The following is a 23,111-nucleotide window of genomic DNA, read 5'->3' on the forward strand; positions in this document are numbered from 1 at the left end:
GAAAAGCTAGCTCACGCTAGCTTTTTTTATTTTCCTCTCTCAATGTAAAACTTCGTTTGGTTGTCATATCTGAGTCCTTTTTCTCATACGTATGAACTAGTAATTGTTCCACACTTCATCTAGAAATAAACCTCTTTCCAAAAGGTATTACAAAAAGAGAGGTGACACATAATGGGTGTTATTGCTTATAACGAAGCAGATGTAAAGTTGTTAGCTAGACTGATGCGTGCTGAAGCCGAAGGAGAAGGGCAACAAGGAATGTTAATGGTCGGAAACGTTGGGGTAAATCGTGTCCGCGGAAATTGTTTAGACTTTAAAAGTATTCGTAATTTACGTCAAATGGTGTATCAAAATCCTGGTGGTTTTGAGGCAACACAAAAAGGATATTTTTATCAAAGAGCCCGTGAACAAGATATCGCCTTAGCAAGGCGAACTATTCAAGGACAACGTTTTTGGCCCGCTAACTTTGCCTTATGGTTCTTTAGACCTGAAGGTCCTTGTCCACCAACTTGGTATAACCAACAAAACTCTGGTCGCTTCAAAAAGCACTGCTTCTTCCAACCATCTGGTGAAGACTGTCCTAGCGTATATTAAGAGATGAAAATGAGGAGGGATTTTTGAATGGCACAGCAACAAAATCCGTACTATGGAACAGGTTTTTATCAACCATCTGGAACTTATGTCCAACCACAACAAATGACTCAACAACAACAGCAAGCAATGCAACAACAAACAGCTCAAGCTGCGCAAGCTCAATATGCAATTTCTCAAGGCATGTTACCTCTAGAGCAATCCTATATTGAAAATATCCTTCGTTTAAACAAAGGTAAGCAAGCTACAGTTGTAATGACTTATGAACGTGGCAGTTCCCTTGGTACACAATCTTATACAGGTATTATTGAAGCAGCCGGCCGTGACCATATCGTTATTAGTGAACCGCAATCAGGAAAACGCTATTTACTATTAATGATCTACTTAGATTACGTAGAATTTCCAGAAGAAATTACGTATTTACCTAGTCAACAAGCAACTTATACTCCAAGACCATAAAAAAAGCTGGCAAATGCCAGCTTTTGTTTTTTATAATCCTTTTACAACTGCAGTCCCTACTAGAATCCACGCCACAATAAACGCTACACCACCAAGAGGTGTAATTGGGCCAAAGAACTTAATGCCTGTCGTACTTAATGCATACAAACTACCTGAGAACATAATAATCCCAGCTACCATTAGCCAACCAGCAGTAGTTAAAAGTGATGATTGAACCTTATCCATCAATAAAGCAACTACGAATAATCCACCTGCATGAAACATCTGATATGTAACGCCTGTTTTCCAAACTTCTAACATTTTCGCAGAAATTTTATTTTCTAAACCGTGTGCTCCAAAGGCCCCTAACGCAACAGATAGCCCCGCTGCAATACAACCTAGTAAAAAGAAAATTTTCATCTTAATTCCCCTTTTTTACCTTTATCATAAGCAATTTTTTCATATAAGCCAAACGATTTAATTCTTAAAAATCAAATAAAGAATTACCATTTGCACCTTCTTCTTTTATATACACAGGTTCTCCAGAAACTGGTATAACTGGTTGAACTGTTGTTATAGGCTGTGATCCAATTACTTGCGATTGAATTTGCGGCTCCCTATACGTAGAAGATTCAACCTGTTCATCTAATAGTAAATCGCATAAAGCACGCACAACTAATAAATGTTCTTTTGACTTTTGTCCTTCGCTACTTTTTGCCTTCGCAATTTCATTCGCCATTTTATTTAAAATCTTGTCACTAGATATTTGCATTCCTTATCACCTCGTACTTTGTAATTCTTTCTCAAATTGTCCCAGTTTCTCTACTGAACCAAATACTATTATCATATCATGTTCTTGTAGTTTTTCCTGCCCTGTTGGATTATGTATAATATTCCCATTTCTTGAAATCGCTAATATCGTTACATCAAACTGATTCCTTACATTACTCTCTAGTAACGATTTACCGACTAGTATTGAATCTTTGCCAACTAGAATTTCTTCAATGACAAATGACTGTTCTACTCCATACAACACTGTATCAATATAATGAACGGTTAATGGATTTGCAATACCTTTTGCTATATGAATACCTGCCATACTAGATGGATTAATAACCTTATTTGCACCAGCACGCCTTAATTTCTCTTCAGTTTCTGGCTTTTCAGATCTCGCCACAATTTTAATCGTATCGTTTAATCCTCTTGCTGTTAATGTAATAAATACATTTTCGGCATCATTTGCAACAATAGCAACTAAACCAGCTGCTTTTAAAATTCCGGCATTATGTAATACTTGATCTTCCGTTGCATCTCCATGTACAAATAAAAGCTTTTCCTGCTCCAATATACTTTCATCTTTATCAACAACGACAAATGGAATGTTCTTTTCTTGCAATTCATGTACAACTTGAAGCCCCACTCTACCGCAACCACATACTATAATATGATTTTTCAACTGCGCTATTTGTTTATCCATCTTCTTCCTCCGTACTGCATGAAATAAATTCCCTTCAATAATCATAGCTGCCACTACCCCAATTGCATACGTAACAATACCTACACCAACAGGAATAATAAGGAGCGCAAATACTTTCCCTGCTTGCGTTACAGGAACAGCATCTCCGTATCCAACAGTCAATACAGTAATCATCGTCATCCAAAATGCTTGAAACAAACTAATCTCTTCAATTGTCATAAATCCTATCGTTCCTAGAATTACAACAAAAGTCATACATATAACTGCTATCCATAATTGCTTACGTGCATTCATACCGTGTTTCAACTCTTTTCTCTATCTACAATCTTTGCCAGTGGAAATAAAATACGTATATACTAGATACGGAATCTATGAAAGAGGTTGATATAATGAAGACATTTCTTTCCGCCTTACAATGGGCACTATTTATTTTAGCTGGAAGCCTTATTGTACCAATTAGTGTCGCAACTAGTTATGGTCTTGATGGCGCTGAAGCCATTGCATTCGTACAAAGAACATTATTTGTTCTAGGCTTTGCAGGTCTCTTGCAAGCTATATTTGGGCATAAACTTCCTATTCAAGAAGGTCCTGCTGGCCTTTGGTGGGGAATTTTCTCCCTTTACGCAAGTTTAGGCGTCGTATTATTTGGATCAAGCAATGAGACACTTAAAGTTCTTCAATATGCTTTCTTATTAAGCGGTATTATTTGTATTATTCTTAGCGTTTTTGGACTTATTGATAAACTCGTTCGCTATTTTACACCGACAGTCATTGGAACGTATTTATTTCTTCTTGTCGCGCAACTCAGTGGCTCCTTCTTAAAGGGAATGTTTGGCCTTGATGGAAAACATACAGAAGTACAACCTAACGTATTTATTCTTTCACTCATTGTTATTTTACTATCCTTTTTCATCATGAAGCTACCTATTATTGGACAATATTCCGTTCTTTTCAGTATCATATGCGGCTGGATATTATTCGCATGCTTCGGATTATCTAATCCAATAACACCAGTGACAGACATAATTCGTTTTCCGTCCTTATTTGTTTTCGGCATGCCTCGTGTTGAATGGAACATGGTAATTACGGTCATATTTGTTACACTCTTACTTCTAACAAATATGTTAGCAAGTATTCGCGTTGTACAAAAGGTTGTCTCTAAATATGAAGAAAATGCTGCATCAGATCGTTTTAAACAAGCCGGCATTATAACAGGAATCAACCAATTGCTAGGCGGCCTGTTTTCAGCTATTGGGCCTGTCGCTATTTCTGGATCAGCAGGTTTTATTGCAACGACTAATATTTATAAACGTCTCCCTTTTATATTAGGGTCAAGCTTTATTATTGTCGTTAGTATATTCCCAAAGATTACTTCATTCTTTGCAGCGATCCCTGTTGCAGTTGGTTATGCCGCTATTTATCCTGTATTCGCAAGCATGATTGGCCTCGCCTTTCGAGAATACGAAACTGTCCAGGATAAAGAACAATTATTTAAAGTAGCCGGTCTTTCAATCTTCACAGGAGTCGGAGTTATGTTTGTTCCAGCAGGAGCATATTCCACACTTCCACCATTTCTAGCATCGTTTTTAAGTAACGGTCTCGTTCTTGGATCTGTAATAGCCATTTTGCTAGAAATACTATTTTCTCGTTCCACAGCAAAACAAATATCGTAAATTGGAAAACTTCCATTATTGCACTCTACCTTTAGAGTTGTTACGATAAAATCAAACTTGAATCATTGGGGTTTTATCCATCCCCAATGATTATTAACCGATATTATGAGCAACACACTCATAATGATTTATCTACTTCTTTTCAAAGAGGTTTGATGTCTTACTATTATTCCTCAACATCTTCATGAACATGTATTTTGATTTCAATTAAAGAAAGGAATTTTCTATATGACTTATAAAATGATTGTTTTAGATTTAGATGATACTTTATTACGTGATGACCATACTATTTCACCTCGTACGAAAGAAGCGTTAATGACTGCACAAGAGCAAGGGGTAAAGGTTGTACTTGCTTCTGGACGTCCAACATTCGCAATGCGTACAATTGCAAAAGAATTACATTTAGAAGAGTACGGTAGCTTCATTCTTTCCTTTAATGGCGCAAAAATTATTAACTGTAAAACAGATGAAGAGTTATTCAGTAGTACGTTACCCCCTGAAATCGTTCACAGTCTATATGATATTAGTAAAGAAGAAAATGTATGGATTCACACATACATTGGCGACGATATTATCACTGAAAAAAACAACTCTTATACTGAAATTGAAGGTCAAATTACGGGTATGCCAATCGTAGAAGTAAATAACCTGAAAGAATCTGTACAACAACCAGTTGTAAAAGTATTGATGGTAGAAAATCCAGAGCATTTACAAACGGTAGAAGCAAAACTGCAAAAACAACTAGAAGGCCAATTAAGCGTGATGCGTTCGAAACCATTCTTCTTAGAATTTACTGAAGCCGGTGTTACAAAAGGAACGAGCTTAAACAAACTGATTCAAAAGCTTGGCATTAAGCGTGAAGAAGTTATCGCAATGGGCGATAGCTATAACGACCAAGCAATGATTGAATTTGCTGGTCTTGGTGTTGCAATGGGCAATGCACCTGATGATATTAAAGAAATTGCAAACTACGTAACAGATACAAATATGAATGATGGTGTCGCAAAAGTTGTAGAGAAATTCGTTTTAAAAACGGATGTACTTGTTTAATATTTTCATTCACAAAACCTATTTGAAGTCAAATACTTCAAATAGGTTTTTATTTAAATTCTCATGCTTTTGTGACTATATTTTGAACTTTGCACTATTCTCGTAGTGTAAACTTTCTTTTTGTATATAATGAAACAAAATAGACTATTTTATTTTGAAAAAGAATACAAATTTACTATATACAAGCATACGTTAAAGGAGGCTACTTTATGTTATCTACACCAATCGGACGATTAAGAGCAATTGGACTAGTTGAGGGTATTTCTTTCCTATTACTATTATTTGTAGCAATGCCATTGAAATATTTCGCAGGATTTGCAACAGCTGTTAAAATTACAGGTATGGCTCATGGTGTTCTGTTTATTCTATTCATCTTTGCAGTAATTCAAGTAACAATCGTACACCGTAAATCAATTTTATGGGCACTTGGAGCATTTGTTTCATCAGTTATCCCATTTGGTACTTTTGTACTAGATGCAAAATTAAAGAACGAACAACAATAATAAAAAGGTAGTTAACGACTGTTAACTACCTTTTCTATTTATAAATTTGGAATTTCCCAATCAATTTCTCTTTCTCCCATATTAGCTAAAATCGTATTTACTTTAGAGTATGGCTTACTACCAAAGAAACCACGTCTTGCCGATAATGGGCTTGGATGTACAGATTCGATAATATGATGATTCGGATTCGTAATTAACTTCTTCTTCGCCTGCGCATGGCGCCCCCACAATATGAAAACAACTGGCTTTGCACGTTCGTTCAACAGTTCAATCACACGATCTGTGAAGTGCTCCCATCCTTTTCCCTTATGAGAATTTGCTTCGCCTTGACGAACTGTTAATACAGTATTTAGTAGTAATACTCCTTGTTCTGCCCATTTTACTAAATAACCGTTATTCGGGATTTCATAACCATATTCATCTCGAAGTTCTTTATACATATTTAACAATGATGGTGGTGTTTTAACATCAGGTTGTACAGAAAAACTTAAACCATGCGCTTGATTCGGTCCATGATATGGATCTTGTCCTAAAATAACAACCTTTGTATTTTCATAACTTGTATACTGAAGAGCGTTAAAAATATCTTCTACCTTCGGATAAACAATATGCGTGCTGTACTCTTCTGTCAAAAAACTGGATAGAGTACGATAATACTCTTTCTCAAATTCTGGTGCCAATAATGGTCCCCAATCATTCTTTAAAACATTTTCCATACTGTCACTTCCTGTCTAATTAATTCAACATATCCTGTTTTGTAAATACTAAGAACGAAATAATAAGGGAAACAACTGCCCAAACAGTTAAATTCATCAAAGAAAATCCCATTGATAAGCCTTGTAATGCAGGTAATTTTCCTGATAAATAATCCGTTAATGATAAATTCACGCTAAAAATATATTTCGCACCTTCCCAAGATGTTGCGAACGAGCTTAAGATACCGCCTGCAATTAATGCAGCTAGCATAACGCCCATACCAGCTGGTGTATTACGAATTAAAACAGAGACCATAAATGATATAGTTCCGACAACGATAGCAACAAACCAGGCTAGTCCATACGCCATTAAGATGTATTGCCACTGCGGAATAAGATGCACAAAGTTCGTATTTAACGTTTCCTTATCAATGACGAATCCTGTTAAAACAGGTAAATTCCATCCCGAGTATCCAAATACAAGCCCTGATAATATGTAAGCAAACAAACCTACAAGAAACAGTATGAGCGAAATGAAAAATAACATCGTCACGTATTTACTAAGGAGTATTTTCCAGCGCCGAATCGGCCGCGTAAGTAACATCTTCATTGTCCCATCACTTCGTTCTCCTGAAACGATATCAATAGCGACAATCATTACGAGAAGCGGAATAAACAATGTAATTCCTTGTTCAATAAATGCTCTGACAAAAGTCGGTGCACCCGGTGCCATTGGGTTAATATCATGATCTAAATAATATTGTTGTTGCTCAACTCTTACCTTTAACCAATCACGCCATTCTTCTGGCAACCTAGAATTGTTCAACCGGTTCTGAGAATCAACAATTTGCTGTTGCAATGAAACCTTCCAATCAGTTGTACCGAGTCTTTTTTGTGTCGTTTCTATTTCACGATACTGCGCGTACACAAAAAGCGGGATCAAGATTGCTAAAATAAGCATGACAACAAAAATACGTTTCTTACGGTAAATCTTTTCTGATTCATTTAAAACTAGATTCGCAAATTCACGCATGCTGCTCACCCCTTGTGAGTTCAATAAATAAATCTTCTAGCGTAAATACAAGCTCCTTAACGCTATGTACATCTATTTCATTTTCTACAAATTTTTTATTCCAACTACTTATAGATGCAATATCCATGCGGCATAGTAATCGCTCGCCTTTTACACTCACTTCTCTTATTTCCTCGGCCGCTTCTAGCATATCTTTCGCCTTAGAAATTGGTGTAACAATCCATTCTACACGATCACTTGCTGTTTTAATTAATTCTTCAACCTTGGCAACTGTTATCATCTTTCCTTTATGAATAATAGCAACGCGATCGCATATCATTTGCACTTCACTTAGCAAGTGACTTGAAATAAACACGCTCATATTTTCTTCTTTCACAAGCTTATGTATAAATTCCCTAAGTTCTCTAATCCCTGCTGGATCTAAACCATTCGTTGGCTCATCTAATATAAGCAATTTAGGATTCCCAAGGAGCGCCTGTGCAATTCCAAGGCGTTGTTTCATACCAAGTGAGTACGTTTTTACCTTGTCATGAATTCTTTCATCTAAATGAACCATTTCAGCAATTTCAATAATACGTTCATCTGATATATCACCTAACATACGAGCAAATTGCTTTAAATTTTCCCATCCTGTTAAATATGTATACAACTCTGGGTTTTCAACGATACTCCCAATTTGACGCATCGCTTCTCTGAAATTTTCCTTAATCGAATAACCACCGATAGAAATCTTACCTTCTGTCGCCTTAATCAATCCGACTAACATTCGAATAGTAGTCGTCTTTCCAGCACCGTTTGGTCCTAGGAACCCGAACACTTCTCCTTGCTTTACATCAAAGGAAATATTCTCTACAAGAGTCTTGTTTCCAATTACCTTCTTCAAGTCTCGTACGGAAAGTATCGTCGTCATTTTACCCCTCCTTGTTCTAGTTTTAATTTACTTACAACATTTTGAACTAAACGTTCTGCCATATACGTATAACCTACTTCATTCGGATGAAAATGATCAGAGTATAATAAATCTTTCCCGCGGTTTTGGAATAAATCAAATGTCGGTGTAATATACACATTTTTATCGTTTAGCGCTAACTTCTCTAAAGATGCATTCCAGTCCACAACAATGTTTGAAGACCCTTTTAAATCTTCTACATCTTCAAAAGGATTGTATAAACCAAGCCAAAAAATCGGACTATCTGTATTTAATTTACGAATTTCTTCTATAATTTTCTTTGCTTCATTTTGAAACGTTTCTGTGTCAGGACGATACGTCTCTAAATCTATTTTCCCAAGCGATTCCCAGCCCGGGAACAAATCATTCCCACCAATCGTTAACACGATTACATCTGCTTGCTTAATTGAATATTGAGCGCCACTACTTTCAATTTGTTTTAATAAATCGGGCATTTTTGCACCACTAACTGCTAAATTTGTTAATGCAATTTTTTGCTTATAATCTTTTTGTAAATCCTCTTTCATTCGCCCAACATAGCCAATTCCTTCTTTATCACCAACGCCACGCGTTAATGAATCACCTAAACTAACGATTTGTAACGTTCCCGTTTTCTTTTTCTCTTTTGCCACTACATCGGTCTTTTTAATTAAATTTGAAGCTTTCGGATTTAATACATCATTTACACCTGAAACAAAGCCATATGCAAATAAACAGAAAGATGCAATTGTAATGAGTAGAATTACTTTTACTACTTTTGATCTCATATCAAAACCCCTTTTAGCCCTCATAGATTGTCCATAATTATACCAAACGAAATTTTGAAAAGCGATTTTCACACCTTCTCAATTATGTCGTTTCTCTATCTACTAACTCTGGTAATAACTCTATATGCTTCACATCTAATTTCTCTTCATTAATCTTTTCATATAATAATTCAAACGCTTTCATTCCAACGTTTTTACTAGAATGCGAAATCGTCGTTATACCCAATATATCTGCCACCTCTTGATCATCACACCCGATAATCGTAATATCCTCTGGAATACGAAATCCTTGTTTTTTTGCTTCTGTAACCATCCCCGCTGCAATATGGTTACAAGATACAAGGAACGCCGTCGGTTTTACTGACATATGAGCCCATTCTCTAATTACATTGCGTCCATCTTCCACTGTAAAACATCCCTCAAATTTCCAGGTCTCTAACGATGTTACGATACTCTGTTGAAGCGAATCTTCGTACGCCTTCTTTCGTCTTTGGCTATTAACGCTATTACTTCTTCCAATACAATATCCAATACGTGTATGACCGGCATCTATTAAACTTTTCATCCCACGTGAAAATACTTTGTAGTAATCGATATGGACACTTGAAATATACTTCGAATCTATTTCTTCACACATAACAATCGGGCCGAATTTCGTATATTCTTCAAGCTTCTCCTTACTATTTGTCCGAGAACAAATAATAACCCCATCAAGCTTTTTCATTTTTAACATATTTAAAATTTCTAGTTCTCTTTCTTCGCTATAATTTGTCTGGCAAAGCATCATATTATAATTATTCTTTGCTGTTTCTTTTGATATCCCCTCGATAATAGCACTATAATATTGATCATTTACGTGTGGCAATAAAACGCCAATTACATTCGTTTTTCCTTTCACTAAATGAATTGCATTCACGTTTTGCGTGTAATTTAATTCTTCTATAATTGCTAAAATTTCTTTTCGTTTCTGTTCATTTACGTACGGATGATTATTTAGTACACGTGAAACAGTTGAAACAGATACTCCAGCAAGTTCAGCAATCTTTCTTATATTTGTCATCTCATTTTCCCCTTCTCACAAAAATTCTCCCTTGACCTGGTAAGCTTTCCACAATATATCCTTTCCTAGCAAATACATGTAGAAAGGATATACAACTATGCTTCGATTCAAATTAGAATATATATTTTTCATTGGCGGTTTACTCATTCTTGCCATCGGTATTAATATGATGACAACAATTACTTCCTTTGGACTTAGTCCTTATGATTCCTTCTTTATTGCACTATATCAAAATTTTGGGATAAGCATTGGTTTTTGGATTTTCATGATTAACTTTGCCTTTACACTTATCGTACTCTTTTGGAATAAAAAACAAATTACAATCGGTACAATTGTAACGATGGTTCTTATTTCTCTTTTTGTTGATTGGATTGGTTCCATTACAACTATTATGGACGCTATCCGCTCTCTTCCAAAATATATAACACTTATTTGCGGAAATCTATTCGTTGGAGCTGGAATTGGTCTTTACGTCTCTACAAACCTTTGCGCGGCGCCTCAAGAAGCTTTCGTTTTAACGGTTGCTGAAAAGAAAAAATGGACGTTTAGAAGAACAGAGATTTCATTAGCCTTTTTATTTTTAACGTTAAGCTTTTTATTAGATGGACCTATCTATTTTGGAACAATCATCTTATCCTTTACAACAGGCTGGATTATCCAAGCATTTATTCAAGTTGGTACGCAGATTTTAAATAGAAAAGAGCCTATTAAGCAAGCTGCTTAATAGGCTCTTTCTGTTTTATGGTAAGAGATACTACTTAGCATCCCCTTCAATTCGATAGTTCGCTTTCAAACAATCGATTTCTTCATACCCTTGCAACGTATGTAGAATATAATCATAATCAGCAAGAGACGCACGATGCGTTACAATTACAATTTCAGCCTTTCCTTTCTCTTCAAGCGGCATTTGAATAATCTTTTCAAAGCTAACGCCACGCTCAGAGAACAATGAAGTAATTTTTGCAAATACACCAATTTCGTCTTTTACATGCAGTCTTAAAAACTTTTTCACGACAATTTCGTCTGGCTCTTTTAATACTTTTTGATATTGTGGGACTACAGCACTATTTCCTGTTACCCCTAATCTAATATTTTGCATTACAGCAACTAAATCCGAAACAACAGCTGTCGCTGTCGGTAAACTTCCTGCGCCTGGTCCATAAAACATCGTTTCTCCAACTGCTTCACCGTACACATACACAGCGTTATATTCATTTTGTACTGCCGCAAGAGGATGTGTATTTGGAAGTAAAGTTGGTTCAACTGTAACCTCCAATTTTTCACCATCTCGTTTTGCAAGACCGATTAATTTAATTGTATAACCTAAGCTCTTACTGTATTCAATATCTTCCTCTGTAATAGAGGTAATCCCTTTTACTTTCACATCTCCAAGCTCTACATTTGTAGAGAAACCGAGAGTAGCTAAAATCGTCATTTTTCTTGCTGCATCTAAACCTTCTACGTCTGATGTTGGATCTGCTTCTGCAAATCCAAGTTGTTGGGCTTCTTTTAACACGTCGTTATATGCTCTCCCTTCGTCTGACATTTTCGTCAAAATAAAATTTGTCGTTCCATTTACAATTCCCATTACTTTCGTAATAAGATCTGAAGAAAGTCCTTCTACGATACTGCGTAAAATTGGAATTCCCCCTGCCACACTCGCCTCATAGAATAAATCAGCCTTATTATCTTTTGCTGTCGCTAATAATTCAGCTCCATGTAATGCCATTAAGTCTTTATTTGCAGTTACAACATGCTTTCCACTTTTTAAAGCTCGTAAAATATATGATTTTGCATCATCAATGCCACCCATCACTTCGATGACAACATCAATATTTGGATTATCTAAAATTTCATTTGCATCTTGTGTTAATAGAGTAGAAGGTACCTCTACCTCTCTCTCTTTCTCAATGTTTTGCACTAATACTTTCGTTACCTTAACTGGACAACCTACTTGGTGTATGAGTCGTTCTTGATGATCCGTAATAATACGAACCACACCACTGCCAACTGTCCCAAGACCTAATAACCCAACTTGAATTTCTTTCATAGTACTGTCCACCCCTCAAAAATTGTGTTTAGATGAAATTATATGAGTAAAAAATCTGAAAAACAATGTATTTTGAACATTCGGAAAAATATAAGTTAATCTTTACAAGGAAAACGTTGCCACGTGTTACACAATCTTTCTTTACAATATATAAGGGGTTTCTTGATACACGTAATAATTCAACCAATTAGAAAACAATAAATTACCATGACTCCTCCACCTAACAAGCGGCTTTTCATCTGGATTATTATGTTTAAAATAGTTTTTTGGCACATCAATATTTAATCCCTTGTCACGATCTCGTTCGTATTCTTGTTTTAACGTCTCACAACTATATTCGCTATGTCCAAGGGCAAAAACTTGCCTTCCTTCTGGCCCAATAACAAGGTGAACACCTGCTTCTTCAGAGTTTGCTAACAATGTTAATTCTTTCACTTCTCTAATATCATTCTCTCGTACTTCTGTATGACGAGAATGCGGAGCAAAAAACAATTCATCAAATCCTTGTAACAATTTCACATGTTGCTCGCAAACCTCATGTTCAAATACACCGAACATTTTTTCCTTAAGGGGATACTTTGGAACACCATAATGATAGTACAAACCAGCCTGTGCCCCCCAGCAAATATGGAGCGTAGATGTTACATTCGTTTTTGAATACTCCATAATACGTTTAAGCTCTTCCCAATAATCTACTTCTTCAAAAGAAAGAGTTTCAACTGGTGCTCCTGTAATAATGAGCCCATCAAATTTTTCATTTTCAATATCACGAAACGTTTTATAAAAGCTCGTTAAATGGTCCTGCGCTACATTACGAGACAGATGTGATTCCATATGAAGTAAATGAACATCTAATTGCAACGGTGTGTTTCCAATTAAGCGAAGTAATTGTGCCTCTGTGTCTTGCTTCGTTGGCATTAAATTTAATATAGCAATTTTCAAAGCGCGTATATCTTGTGTTTCTGCTCGCTCCTTCGTCATTACAAAAATATTTTCTTTTTGCAACACTTTGCGAGCCGGTAAATCTTTATCAATTATGATCGGCATGTGTTTTGCCTCCAACTAGAGCTGCTTCCAAATCTGCAATAATATCAGAAACATCTTCTATACCAACCGATAAACGAATTAAATCAGATGTAACACCAGCTAAACGCTGATCTTCAGCATTTAATTGTCTATGCGTCGTACTAGCGGGATGTATAACGCAAGTTCGTGCATCAGCTACGTGCGTTACAAGAGTTGCTAGTTTTACATTTGCGATAAATTCTTTTGCTGCTTCTAATCCCCCTTTAATACCAAATGTTAAAACCCCACTAGCACCTTTTTTCAAATACTTTTGTGCTAACGAGTAATTTTCATTACTATCTAATCCCGGATAATTCACCCATTCAATACGTTCATGATTAGCAAGCCACTTAGCAACTGCCAGAGCATTTTCGCTATGACGCTCCATTCGTAAATGCAAAGTCTCTAAGCCAATATTGCTAATATATGCATTGAATGGGCTCATACAATTTCCATAATCTCTTAATAGTTGAACACGTGCTTTCACAATATATGCTGCTGCACCAAAGTTTTGAACGTAACTTACACCGTGATAACTTGGATCTGGTTCAACAAGCTCAGGATATTTTCCATTTGTCCAATCAAAGTTTCCACCGTCAATTACAATACCGCCTAAAGAGCTCGCATGCCCATCGATATATTTAGTCGTAGAATGAACAATAATATTTGCCCCATATTCAAACGCTTGGCATAAATAAGGAGTTGCTAATGTATTATCAACGATAAAAGGTACCTCTAATTCTTTAGCGGCAGCTGAAAATTCTTTGAAATTTAAAACATTCATCGCTGGATTTCCTAATGATTCTGCATAGATAAGTTTCGTCTTATCGTTAGCAAGTGCCGTAATTTCATCTGCCGTTAAATTTGGATTAAAGAACGTAACATCAATGCCAAGCTTACGTAAACTCACCCCAAATAAATTAAACGTTCCCCCGTAAACAGTTGAAGAGCAAAGTAAATGATCCCCACTACTACAAATATTTAAAACTGCGAGCATAATAGCTGCTTGCCCAGAAGCCGTTGCAACAGCTCCTACACCGCCTTCTAAATCTGATAACTTCTGCTCAAATGCGGCTAGAGTAGGGTTTCCAATACGCGTATAAATATATCCTTCTGCCTCTAAGTTAAATAGAGCTGCTAAATCATCCGAAGTATCGTATTTATACGTTGTGCTTTGATAAAGTGGTAAAACACGTGGTTCACCATTCTTTGGCGTATAGCCACCTTGCACACAAATCGTTCCTTTTCCCCATGATTCTCCCATCTCTCATTCTCCTTTCTTTTATACAAAATAAAAAACTGCCCCTTTCCTGAAAACAAGAAAGGAGCAGTTTGAAAACACGCTCTAAAGGCTCTTTCTTATCTCTCAGGATTACTACCTGCAGGATTTGGCACAATTCCGTTATACGGCTGTTGCCAAGGTTTCATCGGGCCTGTCCCTCCACCTTTTCTTGATAAGACTATGCAATTACCGTTGATTTTATAGCAATAATTTCCTAATGTCAAACAGTTTTTTCTGAATGTTCTAAAATAAATGTTAACAGTTTCATATAAAGCAACAAAAGAAATATATTCTAGTCTATTTCAAAAAAGACCTTTAAAAAACTCAAATCAGTCTATAAAATTAAATAAGTAATTTAACCTATAAATTCAAATTCTCTAAAATTCAGCCTATATGTTGAATAGGCGGTCCTCTCAAAAAGATACTATATATATTCAATCCATTTTCCACTAGTATATTTCACTTTTTCCCTACTGAGATTTACATAACGGAGGTATAACATGACAAATAAAAAAGATATGCAGTACATACTTGCTCTATATGGCATTCTTCTAGGATCTATAGTAGGAGCTACAGTCTGGTTATTTTTAGTCACAATAAATATTGGAATCCACTTTATTTGGAGATACTTGCCTGAAGTTCTCTCTTATCCCTCTTATTACACCCTTTGCGTAACAATAATTGGCGGGGTCCTCGTTGGTCTATCACAAAAATATTTCGGTATATATCCACGCCTTATGCCTGAAGTGATGACTGAATATAAAAAAACTGGTCGAATCGAATATCGCTTTGTCCATCAGGCTACTTTAACAGCGATTATTGTTTTGATTTTCGGAGCTAGTCTTGGTCCAGAAGCCGCACTAGTTGGAATTATAGGCGGACTGTGCACATGGGTAGGGGATCGCTTTAAATTTGCCTTAAAGGGTATGAATGAGCTAACCGAGATTGGAATTGGCGCTACTTTAAGTGTCATTTTTAACGCACCATTATTCGGTTATTTAGCACCGAATGAAAATGAGGGGGAACAAATTGCTGCTTTTTCTAAAGGAAAAAAGGCAATTGTATACTTAGCTACTACTTTCGCAGGTTTTTCTGTTTATTTACTACTGAGTAAACTCGATAATCGTGGATCCTTTATTGTTGATTTCGGGGAAGGTGCACTTTCTTTCAATGAATGGATCGCATTTCTTCCACTTGCTAGTATCGGTGCTATAGTTGGTTTCTTTTATTTCAAGTTAGAATTCACATTAGAGAAGTTAATTCACCCTTTTAGGGAATACAAGCTGACACTCGGAATTATCGGTGGCATTTTATTAGGAATTGCAGGAACTTTTCTTCCGTACACATTATTTTCAGGGGAACATCAATTAAAAGAGTTAGTTGTTGAATGGAGCCATTTATCTTTTTGGATACTAATTCTTTCAGGGATTTTAAAGTTGTGTATTACTGCCGTTTGTTTGAACACAGGGTGGCGGGGTGGACATATATTCCCAATTATATTTTCCGGATCAAGTATTGGATACGCTATAGCATCTATTCTTCCTATAGATCCAGTAGCATCCGTTGCTATCGTAACGACAGCAATTTCGAGCTATGCGTTACGAAAGCCAATAGCTATAACATTACTATTACTTATGTTTTTCCCGCTTAATTTACTATTGCCAATGCTTGGTGCAGCTGCTATCGGGAATGCCTTTCCACTCCCAAAACATAACGAAAATACAAATTAACAAAAATAGACATTGGAGACGCAAGCTCCACTGTCTATTTTTTTATTACACATGCTGCTTTAATAACGCTTCTAACTCCTCAAAATTATGCACTTCATATGTCGGTATAATCCCACTATCATTTAACTTCCTTTCTGGATTAAACCAACAAGTATCAATTCCCGCTACATATCCACCTTTAATATCCGCGCTTAACGAATCCCCAATAATCAGCCCTTCTTCAGGTGCAAAGTTAGGAATCCGTTCAAAAACATAATCAAAATACTCTTTCATCGGCTTTTGAAAACCTGTATCTTCCGAAACAAAAACATCTTTAAACAATGAATGTAACCCTGCATTACGCAAACGTTTATCTTGCGTCTTAGAAACACCATTTGTCACTATATACAACTCATACTCCCCTTGAATTTGATTTATAAATTCAAACGCACCTTGCATGAGTTGATTTCCTTCTTCTAAGTAGTTACGGTAATTATTTTCGAATAATATTCCATCTACTTCTTCTCCATACTCTTTAAACAACAGAGAGAATCGTGTATTTACAACTTCATTGCGTGATAGTTCCCCTTTTTCAAAAGCATCCCAAAGACCTTTATTTATTTTTTTATAACGAGCCTCTATCTCGTCTGTTAAAGGGATTCCCTTCTCTTCAAAAAGCACCCGTAAAGCCACTTTTTCAGCCTTTTGGAAATCTAATAATGTATCATCTACATCAAATAGCAATGTTTTATATTTTTTCATAAACTCATCACACTCTCTTTTCTACAAAAACAAATTTACATAAATCGTATCATTCCTTCTTGTAAAGATAATAGGAGATATCTCATACTATAAATAGGGGTGAAAATATGAAAATCAGCAAAAATGAGGAAGAAATTTATCAATACATGCAAATCCATCAATTCCATACCCTATTTTCATTTCATGTCTTGCCATATGTAGAGCTACATTCTTTTCAAACGAAAGAGATGATATGTAGCGAAGGAAATACTCTCCCTTATCTCTATTACTTAATTTCTGGGAAGGCAAAAATATATATGAGTCATAAAAACGGGAAGGTTTCATTAATTAATTTTATTCAAGCACCATCTTTTATCGGGGAATTAGGATTAATAGGAGTAGAAAATATTACTAAGTCCGTTGAAGTACTAGAAGATTGTGTTTGTTTGGCACTTCCTCTTAAAGATTGTCAGCAACTTTTATTACAAGATGCAACGTTTTTACAGCACTTATGCAAATTTATTGGAGAAAAGACAATTACTCGCACTGAAAATTACGCAAAAAACTATAGTTATCCTTTTGAAAATCGATTAGCTGCTTTTATTTTATTAACAGAACAAAATAATTGTTATATAGAAAAGCATACTGAGGCCTCGGAATATTTAAATGTCAGCTACCGTCATCTTTTATATGTATTAAATCAGTTTTGCCAACAAAATTACTTAAAAAAAGACGGAAGAACCTATTACATACGAGATCGAATTCAATTAAAAAAACTTGCTGATGAACTAAAAATATAAAAAAAGCAGCATTAACGTTTACATGTTAATGCTGCTTTTTCGAGTGACGATTATAATTTTAATTAAAATTTACTTGCTACTTTAGCTGCTTCTTCAAGACCTGTAGCAATGATTTCTTCCGCTTTATCTGGGAATTGGTTATGTCCTTCAATAATTACTGTTTCCATGTTTATTGCGCCGAAGAAGCCCATCATACTTGCTACATATTTAACAGCCATTTCTACCTCAGCTGCTGGACCTTCTGAATATACGCCGCCTCGTGCATTTAATAATGCAATCTTCTTATCACCGATTAGGCCAACTGGACCCTCTGGCGTGTATTTGAACGTTTTACCAGCACGGTTTAAATAATCAATATATGTGTGTAGCACTGCTGGAATCGTTAAGTTCCATAATGGGAAGCCGAAAACAACTTTATCAGCTTCTAGGAATTGATTTAAATACTTATCAGCAACTGCTACTGCTTTTGCCTCTTCTTCTGTTAAATCAAATCCTTTACCTGCCTTGAATGTACCATTGATCATGTCTACACCTACATATGGTAATTCTTCTTTATATAAATCCAGTTCTACTACTGTATCATTTGGGTGTGCTTCTTTATAGTTTGCTAAAAATGCCTCATATAATTTTACACTAACTGCTTGTTCCGCTGGACGGTTGTTTGCTTTAACGAATAAAACTGTTTCCATTATTTCTTCCTCCTAGTACTCACTCTTATGTTGTTATATGCTTTCAAAAAAGGTATCCCTTGTAATTGTTGTTTTGTTGCTTACAAATATATTTTATCTTTATATCAAGACAATTTCGTCCTCACATAGACGTATTTTTCCATAAAAAAAGTCCACCTTCTAAAGGCGAACTAGGTCTTACGACTTTTGTCTTATACAATTCCATTTTTCACTGCATATAACGCCGCTTGTGTACGATCGGATAAATTTAATTTACTCAAAATGCTACTTACATGCGCCTTAACTGTCTTTTCTGTAATAACTAACACAGATGCAATTTCCTTATTGCTCATCCCTTTTGCTAATAGTTGCAACACCTCATTTTCTCTCGCTGTTAGCACATCTACTTGAATAGAAGGTTCTTCTTCCTTTTCTTCTACAGGTAATGTTTGAGAGAGAAGAGCATTTGCTATATCCGGATGTAATTGAATATTACCTTTATATGCACTTCGAATAGCCTCAACAAGCTGATCCGGTTCTACATCTTTTAAAATATACCCACTTGCTCCAGCCCTTAATGCAGGTAACACATGCGCCTGATCAGAAAAGCTAGTTAACACAATTACTTTCACATTTGGATACTCTTTTTTAATATATGCCGTTGCCTCAACACCATCCATTTCAGGCATATATAAATCCATTAATATAACATCAGGATTTGTTTCTCCTACTTTCACTAACGCTTCTTTCCCATTATTCGCTTCTCCAACTAAATCTAAATCTTCCTGTGTGCTTAAGAAAAACGCTAATCCTTTTAAAACGACTGTATGATCATCAACTAACAATACTTTTATTTTCACAAACTTCCCTCATTTTCACATCATAATGGTACATTTACTTTTACGCTCGTTCGTTTATTACTACTTACAATTTTAATTGTTCCACCAACTAATTCTACTCTTTCACGCATCGTAGTCATACCTAGTGATTTCTTTTCTTTTATATTCTTTTCCACAAAGCCCTTTCCTTGATCAACTATTTCTAATGATACATTTTTCTCATTCACTGTAAAATAAATCGTCGCTTCTTTTACACCTGCATGCTTACTTACATTGTTCAGTGCTTCTTGGCCAATGCGCCATAAAGCTTCTTCTACTACACGATGTAAATCACGAACACCCGTAACTTGCTCCCTAATTTTCAGTCCCAAATTTTCACCGTACTGCTTTAGAGCTGGCAATAATCCTTTTTCTAATCCTGCTGGACGAAGCTGCCAAATTAATGTCCTCATTTCTTTCAAAGCTCCTTGTGCAAGTTCACGCATCTCATACAAAGATTGATCTACCTTTTCATTTTTACCTTTTAAAACTGCCTCGGCGCCTTTTGTCATAAAGGTTAATGAAAATAATTTTTGCGAAACAGAATCATGTAAATCTCTTGCTAATCGGTTTCTTTCTTCCATTCGTACAAGTTCACGGCGCTGCTCGTTTAACCTCAAATTCTCTATTATTAACGAAACATGGTTTGATAGCGCTTGAATTACATCTATTGTATTAGCATCAAACTCTCCATTATTCAAGCTAACACATAAAACACCAAATATATGGTTTTGAATATGTATTGGCGTAGCAATAACAGTTTGATTTAGATGCACATTATGCCCTATTTGATGTTTTATTAGAACTGGTTCATCTTGCTCTAACGCCTTGTTGGCCGCCTCTTTTACATCCTCTTGTAACTCTTCCTGAACGTAAGACGCTCGCAGAGATAATTCTTTTTCCTCCCTAATAAAAAGCGCTACTTGATTCCATTGAAATACTTCACCTACGTGATTTACCACCTTTTCAGGTAATACATTAAACTTATGAATCGTTTTTAAATCTTGAATGAAACGCTCTAATTTCACATAATAATGTGCTCTTCTTTTTTCATTTTCATATAATTTTGTTCGCTTTAAAGCCGTACCAATTTGGAAAGCAACCGATTGGAGTAATACTAATTCTTCTTCCGAAAAATGTGTTTTACCTGGACTTGCAACATTTAACAACCCAAATTTTTCTCCTCCAGCTTTTAAAGGAACCGTAGCATGATGAAGAATGCCCTCCGTATCTCCCCAATTATATTCAATTGCATTATTAATTCTTTTACATTCAATAATATTAACGGCTCTCTCTAATTTCCCATCTACAAAACCTCGTAAACACCAACACTCACCTTCGCACATCGGGCGTTTATTTTCATATGTAAGTGCCTCTGGTAATTGGTAATCAATCAACTTCGTATACTTCCCATTTTCATCTGCAAGAAAAATCCATCCTGTCGTTAAGCCTGTCACACTTAGTAATTTCTCTAGGACAGCTTGCAATACATGATACGTATCATTTGATGTATTTAATGTTTCTGCAATTTCCTTTAATATAACTAATTCATTTGTACGATTATCTCGAAACATACTCATTCTCCTGCATACAAGATTTTAAATAGCTCTTAAAATAAATCATCTACTTTTCACTTTGTACTTATTCGTAACATTGATATAATGGTGAAAACATAGTTTTCATTATATCACTTGAGGGGGCTTTCATAATGACATTAAATAAAGCACTTACTATCGCTGGTTCTGACACAAGTGGCGGTGCTGGTATACAAGCAGATTTAAAAACATTCCAAGAACTTGGCGTATACGGAATGACATCTCTTACAACAATCGTAACGATGGATCCACATAACGGTTGGGCACATAACGTATTTCCAATCCCAGCTTCTACATTAAAACCACAATTAGAAACAACAATTGAAGGTGTTGGCGTAGATGCTTTAAAAACAGGTATGCTTGGATCGGTAGAAATTATTGAAATGGTTGCAGAAACAATCGAAAAGCACAATTTCAAAAATGTAGTAGTTGACCCTGTTATGGTATGTAAAGGTGCAGATGAAGCATTACATCCTGAAACGAACGATTGCTTACGTGACGTTCTTGTGCCAAAGGCATTAGTTGTAACGCCAAACTTATTTGAAGCTTACCAATTAAGCGGTGTGAAAATTAATTCTCTTGAGGACATGAAAGAAGCAGCGAAGAAAATCCACGCTTTAGGTGCCAAATACGTACTAATTAAAGGCGGAAGCAAACTTGGTACGGAAACTGCAATCGACGTCCTATATGATGGAGAAACATTCGAACTTCTAGAATCAGAAAAAATCGATACAACCAATACACACGGTGCAGGTTGTACATATTCTGCTGCAATTACAGCAGAACTTGCAAAAGGAAAACCTGTGAAAGAAGCAGTAAAAACTGCTAAAGAATTCATCACAGCTGCTATTCGTTACTCATTCAAAATTAACGAATACGTAGGTCCAACTCACCATGGTGCATATCGTAAATTCGTTGTATCAAAAGAACTTGTCTAATATGTAAATAAAAAACACTCACAAGGTTCATACATTGACTCTGTGAGTGTTTTTTATAAGCTTTATGTCTTCTGGTCATCTTATCTTTAAGATGCAGAGCTGACCTTATTTCTACCATTTCGTTTCGAGTAGTATAACGCATCATCCACCGCTTGAATAAATTGCTCCGATGACCCTTCATACTCTGAAACCCCTACCGAAACCGTAATTTTTATTTTTGTTCCATCTAACAATTGAAATGGGTGACTTTCAACAGCTGTACGAATTTGCTCGCCCATACAAATTCCGTAAGCTAATCCCTTATTCGGTATCAAAAGCGCAAACTCCTCTCCACCCTTTCGAAAAGCCAAATCTGGAAATTGTGAAGTTTCTCGTAAAATACATCCTACTTGTTTTAACACTTCGTCCCCTGCAGGATGCCCGTACGTATCATTTACATACTTAAAGTGATCAATATCTATAAGTAGTAAACAAAGCGAATCATTTTTCATGTTCTTATTACTAATATGACGATTCATCTCTAAATCAAACTGTCTTACGTTTCCTAAACCTGTCAATGCATCTATCGTTGCGTATTGTTTCATCTTTTGAAATAACTCATTGGATTGTAAAACATAGTTTGTACTTACGAATGTTATGTAACCTGTAGTAATACTTGAAATTAAATATAGTACAACTACAGATATATCATTAAATAATATATACATCGGTACTATCAAAATAGAAAGGCAGTATACGTGTAACCATACTAACTTTAACGTAATCGAAGTTTGTATTCTTGCAATAAAGATAACACCAATTCCACTTAGTAAAATTGTATAGCAAGCCAATTCAGAAGCTAAAGAGTACTCAGTAAAAATTAGCCGAGTAATTAAAATTATAGTAACTGTTATACTACTAGCTACCGGACCTCCAACTATAATTGCCAAAATAACGGCTAAATAACGTAAATCCAACATAATATCTTCAATGTGTACACCAAAATGCATTAACAGTACACCTAATATTCCAGTAAAAATACCGATTACACACTTCTGCAAAAAAGAGAATCCTTCTTTTAACGGCTTATCTCTTAAAAGCTGACCTCCAACAAAAATAAAGGAAATAATAATTGTTGTATTTACAAATAAGTCCCTTAACATAAAATAA

Annotated in this window: 25 protein-coding genes and 1 riboswitch; of the genes, 9 read left to right on the top strand and 16 right to left on the bottom strand. The window is 35.7% G+C overall.

The genetic code is table 11. The annotated features are described in order from the left end of the window. Nucleotides 1-171 precede the first annotated feature (171 nt). Both cwlJ and gerQ read left to right on the top strand, forming a co-directional pair. On the top strand, nucleotides 172-594 hold the full coding sequence (cwlJ, locus tag OXT04_RS23025; RefSeq protein WP_000538155.1) for a cell wall hydrolase CwlJ: 423 nt from the start codon (nucleotides 172-174) through the stop codon (nucleotides 592-594). Between the two features lie 27 nt (nucleotides 595-621). Beyond that, nucleotides 622-1,050 (top strand): spore coat protein GerQ, encoded by a 429-nt coding sequence (gene gerQ / locus OXT04_RS23030; RefSeq protein ID WP_000068652.1) that lies wholly within the window; start codon nucleotides 622-624, stop codon nucleotides 1,048-1,050. Between the two features lie 30 nt (nucleotides 1,051-1,080). On the opposite strand, the gene OXT04_RS23035 is transcribed toward gerQ, so the two are convergent. The 3 genes from OXT04_RS23035 to OXT04_RS23045 all read right to left on the bottom strand — a co-directional run bounded on the left by OXT04_RS23035 (nucleotide 1,081) and on the right by OXT04_RS23045 (nucleotide 2,800). Beyond that, nucleotides 1,081-1,449, bottom strand: coding sequence for a DUF423 domain-containing protein (locus OXT04_RS23035; RefSeq protein ID WP_000688315.1), 369 nt, complete (start codon nucleotides 1,447-1,449; stop codon nucleotides 1,081-1,083). A 64-nt stretch (nucleotides 1,450-1,513) separates the two neighbouring features. Next, on the bottom strand, nucleotides 1,514-1,801 hold the full coding sequence (locus OXT04_RS23040; protein WP_001167346.1) for a YwdI family protein: 288 nt from the start codon (nucleotides 1,799-1,801) through the stop codon (nucleotides 1,514-1,516). Nucleotides 1,802-1,807: 6 nt separating this feature from the next. Further along, nucleotides 1,808-2,800 (bottom strand): potassium channel family protein, encoded by a 993-nt coding sequence (locus tag OXT04_RS23045; protein ID WP_000993985.1) that lies wholly within the window; start codon nucleotides 2,798-2,800, stop codon nucleotides 1,808-1,810. 95 nt (nucleotides 2,801-2,895) lie between these two features. Here OXT04_RS23045 and OXT04_RS23050 point away from each other — a divergent pair, with 95 nt between their 5' ends. From OXT04_RS23050 to OXT04_RS23060, 3 genes are all read left to right on the top strand, one after another. After that, nucleotides 2,896-4,179, top strand: a complete 1,284-nt coding sequence (locus OXT04_RS23050; RefSeq protein WP_267417863.1) for a purine/pyrimidine permease — start codon at nucleotides 2,896-2,898, stop codon at nucleotides 4,177-4,179. A gap of 228 nt (nucleotides 4,180-4,407) precedes the next feature. Beyond that, entirely contained in the window at nucleotides 4,408-5,229 is an 822-nt protein-coding gene (locus tag OXT04_RS23055) for a Cof-type HAD-IIB family hydrolase (RefSeq protein WP_072940143.1), read from the top strand. A 209-nt stretch (nucleotides 5,230-5,438) separates the two neighbouring features. Next, nucleotides 5,439-5,732, top strand: coding sequence for a DUF3817 domain-containing protein (locus OXT04_RS23060; protein WP_000953396.1), 294 nt, complete (start codon nucleotides 5,439-5,441; stop codon nucleotides 5,730-5,732). Between the two features lie 38 nt (nucleotides 5,733-5,770). Here the strand turns inward: OXT04_RS23060 and OXT04_RS23065 are convergent, their stop codons facing one another. From OXT04_RS23065 to OXT04_RS23085, 5 genes are read right to left on the bottom strand one after another with little or no spacing between them, the layout of a single operon-like run. Then, entirely contained in the window at nucleotides 5,771-6,448 is a 678-nt protein-coding gene (locus OXT04_RS23065; RefSeq protein WP_072940146.1) for a uracil-DNA glycosylase, read from the bottom strand. A gap of 19 nt (nucleotides 6,449-6,467) precedes the next feature. Further along, a complete protein-coding gene (locus OXT04_RS23070; protein WP_001206475.1) occupies nucleotides 6,468-7,460 on the bottom strand; it encodes an ABC transporter permease subunit in 993 nt (330 codons plus the stop codon). After that, complete coding sequence (locus tag OXT04_RS23075) at nucleotides 7,453-8,370, bottom strand: ABC transporter ATP-binding protein (RefSeq protein ID WP_000207730.1); 918 nt, start codon at nucleotides 8,368-8,370, stop codon at nucleotides 7,453-7,455. The genes OXT04_RS23070 and OXT04_RS23075 overlap by 8 nt, the downstream gene beginning before the upstream one ends. After that, nucleotides 8,367-9,248: an SGNH/GDSL hydrolase family protein gene (locus OXT04_RS23080; RefSeq protein WP_002094210.1), complete on the bottom strand. Its 882-nt coding sequence runs from the start codon at nucleotides 9,246-9,248 to the stop codon at nucleotides 8,367-8,369. Before OXT04_RS23080 ends, OXT04_RS23075 begins: the two co-directional genes overlap by 4 nt. A gap of 10 nt (nucleotides 9,249-9,258) precedes the next feature. Then, on the bottom strand, nucleotides 9,259-10,236 hold the full coding sequence (locus OXT04_RS23085) for a LacI family DNA-binding transcriptional regulator (RefSeq protein ID WP_098570451.1): 978 nt from the start codon (nucleotides 10,234-10,236) through the stop codon (nucleotides 9,259-9,261). 97 nt (nucleotides 10,237-10,333) lie between these two features. Here OXT04_RS23085 and OXT04_RS23090 point away from each other — a divergent pair, with 97 nt between their 5' ends. Then, the gene (locus tag OXT04_RS23090; protein ID WP_000943411.1) at nucleotides 10,334-10,960 is read left to right on the top strand and encodes a YczE/YyaS/YitT family protein; all 627 of its coding nucleotides are present in this window, start codon (nucleotides 10,334-10,336) and stop codon (nucleotides 10,958-10,960) included. A gap of 30 nt (nucleotides 10,961-10,990) precedes the next feature. On the opposite strand, the gene OXT04_RS23095 is transcribed toward OXT04_RS23090, so the two are convergent. From OXT04_RS23095 to OXT04_RS23105, 3 genes are all read right to left on the bottom strand, one after another. Further along, entirely contained in the window at nucleotides 10,991-12,286 is a 1,296-nt protein-coding gene (locus OXT04_RS23095) for a homoserine dehydrogenase (protein ID WP_097821992.1), read from the bottom strand. A gap of 141 nt (nucleotides 12,287-12,427) precedes the next feature. Further along, nucleotides 12,428-13,333: a homoserine O-acetyltransferase MetA gene (gene metA / locus OXT04_RS23100; protein WP_001121531.1), complete on the bottom strand. Its 906-nt coding sequence runs from the start codon at nucleotides 13,331-13,333 to the stop codon at nucleotides 12,428-12,430. Beyond that, nucleotides 13,317-14,615 (bottom strand): bifunctional O-acetylhomoserine aminocarboxypropyltransferase/cysteine synthase, encoded by a 1,299-nt coding sequence (locus OXT04_RS23105; RefSeq protein WP_000504786.1) that lies wholly within the window; start codon nucleotides 14,613-14,615, stop codon nucleotides 13,317-13,319. Before OXT04_RS23105 ends, metA begins: the two co-directional genes overlap by 17 nt. A 92-nt stretch (nucleotides 14,616-14,707) precedes the next feature. Continuing rightward, a riboswitch (SAM riboswitch) is annotated at nucleotides 14,708-14,812 on the bottom strand. Nucleotides 14,813-15,133: 321 nt separating this feature from the next. Here OXT04_RS23105 and OXT04_RS23110 point away from each other — a divergent pair. Continuing rightward, nucleotides 15,134-16,363, top strand: a complete 1,230-nt coding sequence (locus OXT04_RS23110; protein WP_267417871.1) for a chloride channel protein — start codon at nucleotides 15,134-15,136, stop codon at nucleotides 16,361-16,363. A 45-nt stretch (nucleotides 16,364-16,408) separates the two neighbouring features. On the opposite strand, the gene OXT04_RS23115 is transcribed toward OXT04_RS23110, so the two are convergent. Next, nucleotides 16,409-17,104: a YjjG family noncanonical pyrimidine nucleotidase gene (locus tag OXT04_RS23115; RefSeq protein ID WP_000760188.1), complete on the bottom strand. Its 696-nt coding sequence runs from the start codon at nucleotides 17,102-17,104 to the stop codon at nucleotides 16,409-16,411. 107 nt (nucleotides 17,105-17,211) lie between these two features. Between OXT04_RS23115 and OXT04_RS23120 the strand changes: the two genes are divergently transcribed. Next, on the top strand, nucleotides 17,212-17,883 hold the full coding sequence (locus OXT04_RS23120; RefSeq protein ID WP_000703310.1) for a transcriptional regulator YeiL: 672 nt from the start codon (nucleotides 17,212-17,214) through the stop codon (nucleotides 17,881-17,883). A gap of 62 nt (nucleotides 17,884-17,945) precedes the next feature. On the opposite strand, the gene OXT04_RS23125 is transcribed toward OXT04_RS23120, so the two are convergent. From OXT04_RS23125 to OXT04_RS23135, 3 genes are all read right to left on the bottom strand, one after another. Further along, the gene (locus OXT04_RS23125; RefSeq protein WP_098236377.1) at nucleotides 17,946-18,572 is read right to left on the bottom strand and encodes an FMN-dependent NADH-azoreductase; all 627 of its coding nucleotides are present in this window, start codon (nucleotides 18,570-18,572) and stop codon (nucleotides 17,946-17,948) included. Nucleotides 18,573-18,763: 191 nt separating this feature from the next. Beyond that, nucleotides 18,764-19,411: a response regulator gene (locus OXT04_RS23130; protein WP_071713913.1), complete on the bottom strand. Its 648-nt coding sequence runs from the start codon at nucleotides 19,409-19,411 to the stop codon at nucleotides 18,764-18,766. 20 nt (nucleotides 19,412-19,431) lie between these two features. Further along, entirely contained in the window at nucleotides 19,432-21,003 is a 1,572-nt protein-coding gene (locus OXT04_RS23135) for a GAF domain-containing sensor histidine kinase (RefSeq protein WP_098236378.1), read from the bottom strand. Between the two features lie 134 nt (nucleotides 21,004-21,137). Here OXT04_RS23135 and pdxK point away from each other — a divergent pair, with 134 nt between their 5' ends. After that, on the top strand, nucleotides 21,138-21,962 hold the full coding sequence (gene pdxK, locus OXT04_RS23140) for a pyridoxine/pyridoxal/pyridoxamine kinase (protein ID WP_000174259.1): 825 nt from the start codon (nucleotides 21,138-21,140) through the stop codon (nucleotides 21,960-21,962). Nucleotides 21,963-22,048: 86 nt separating this feature from the next. Here pdxK and OXT04_RS23145 read toward each other — a convergent pair whose 3' ends face one another. Continuing rightward, nucleotides 22,049-23,104 carry a GGDEF domain-containing protein gene (locus OXT04_RS23145; protein ID WP_098570453.1) on the bottom strand — a complete coding sequence of 352 codons (1,056 nt, stop codon included), beginning with the start codon at nucleotides 23,102-23,104 and terminating at the stop codon, nucleotides 22,049-22,051. Nucleotides 23,105-23,111: the final 7 nt, after the last annotated feature.

This window comes from Bacillus sp. GC_Bacil_1 (genome assembly GCF_026540675.1).
GTDB classification, from domain to species: domain Bacteria; phylum Bacillota; class Bacilli; order Bacillales; family Bacillaceae_G; genus Bacillus_A; species Bacillus_A cereus.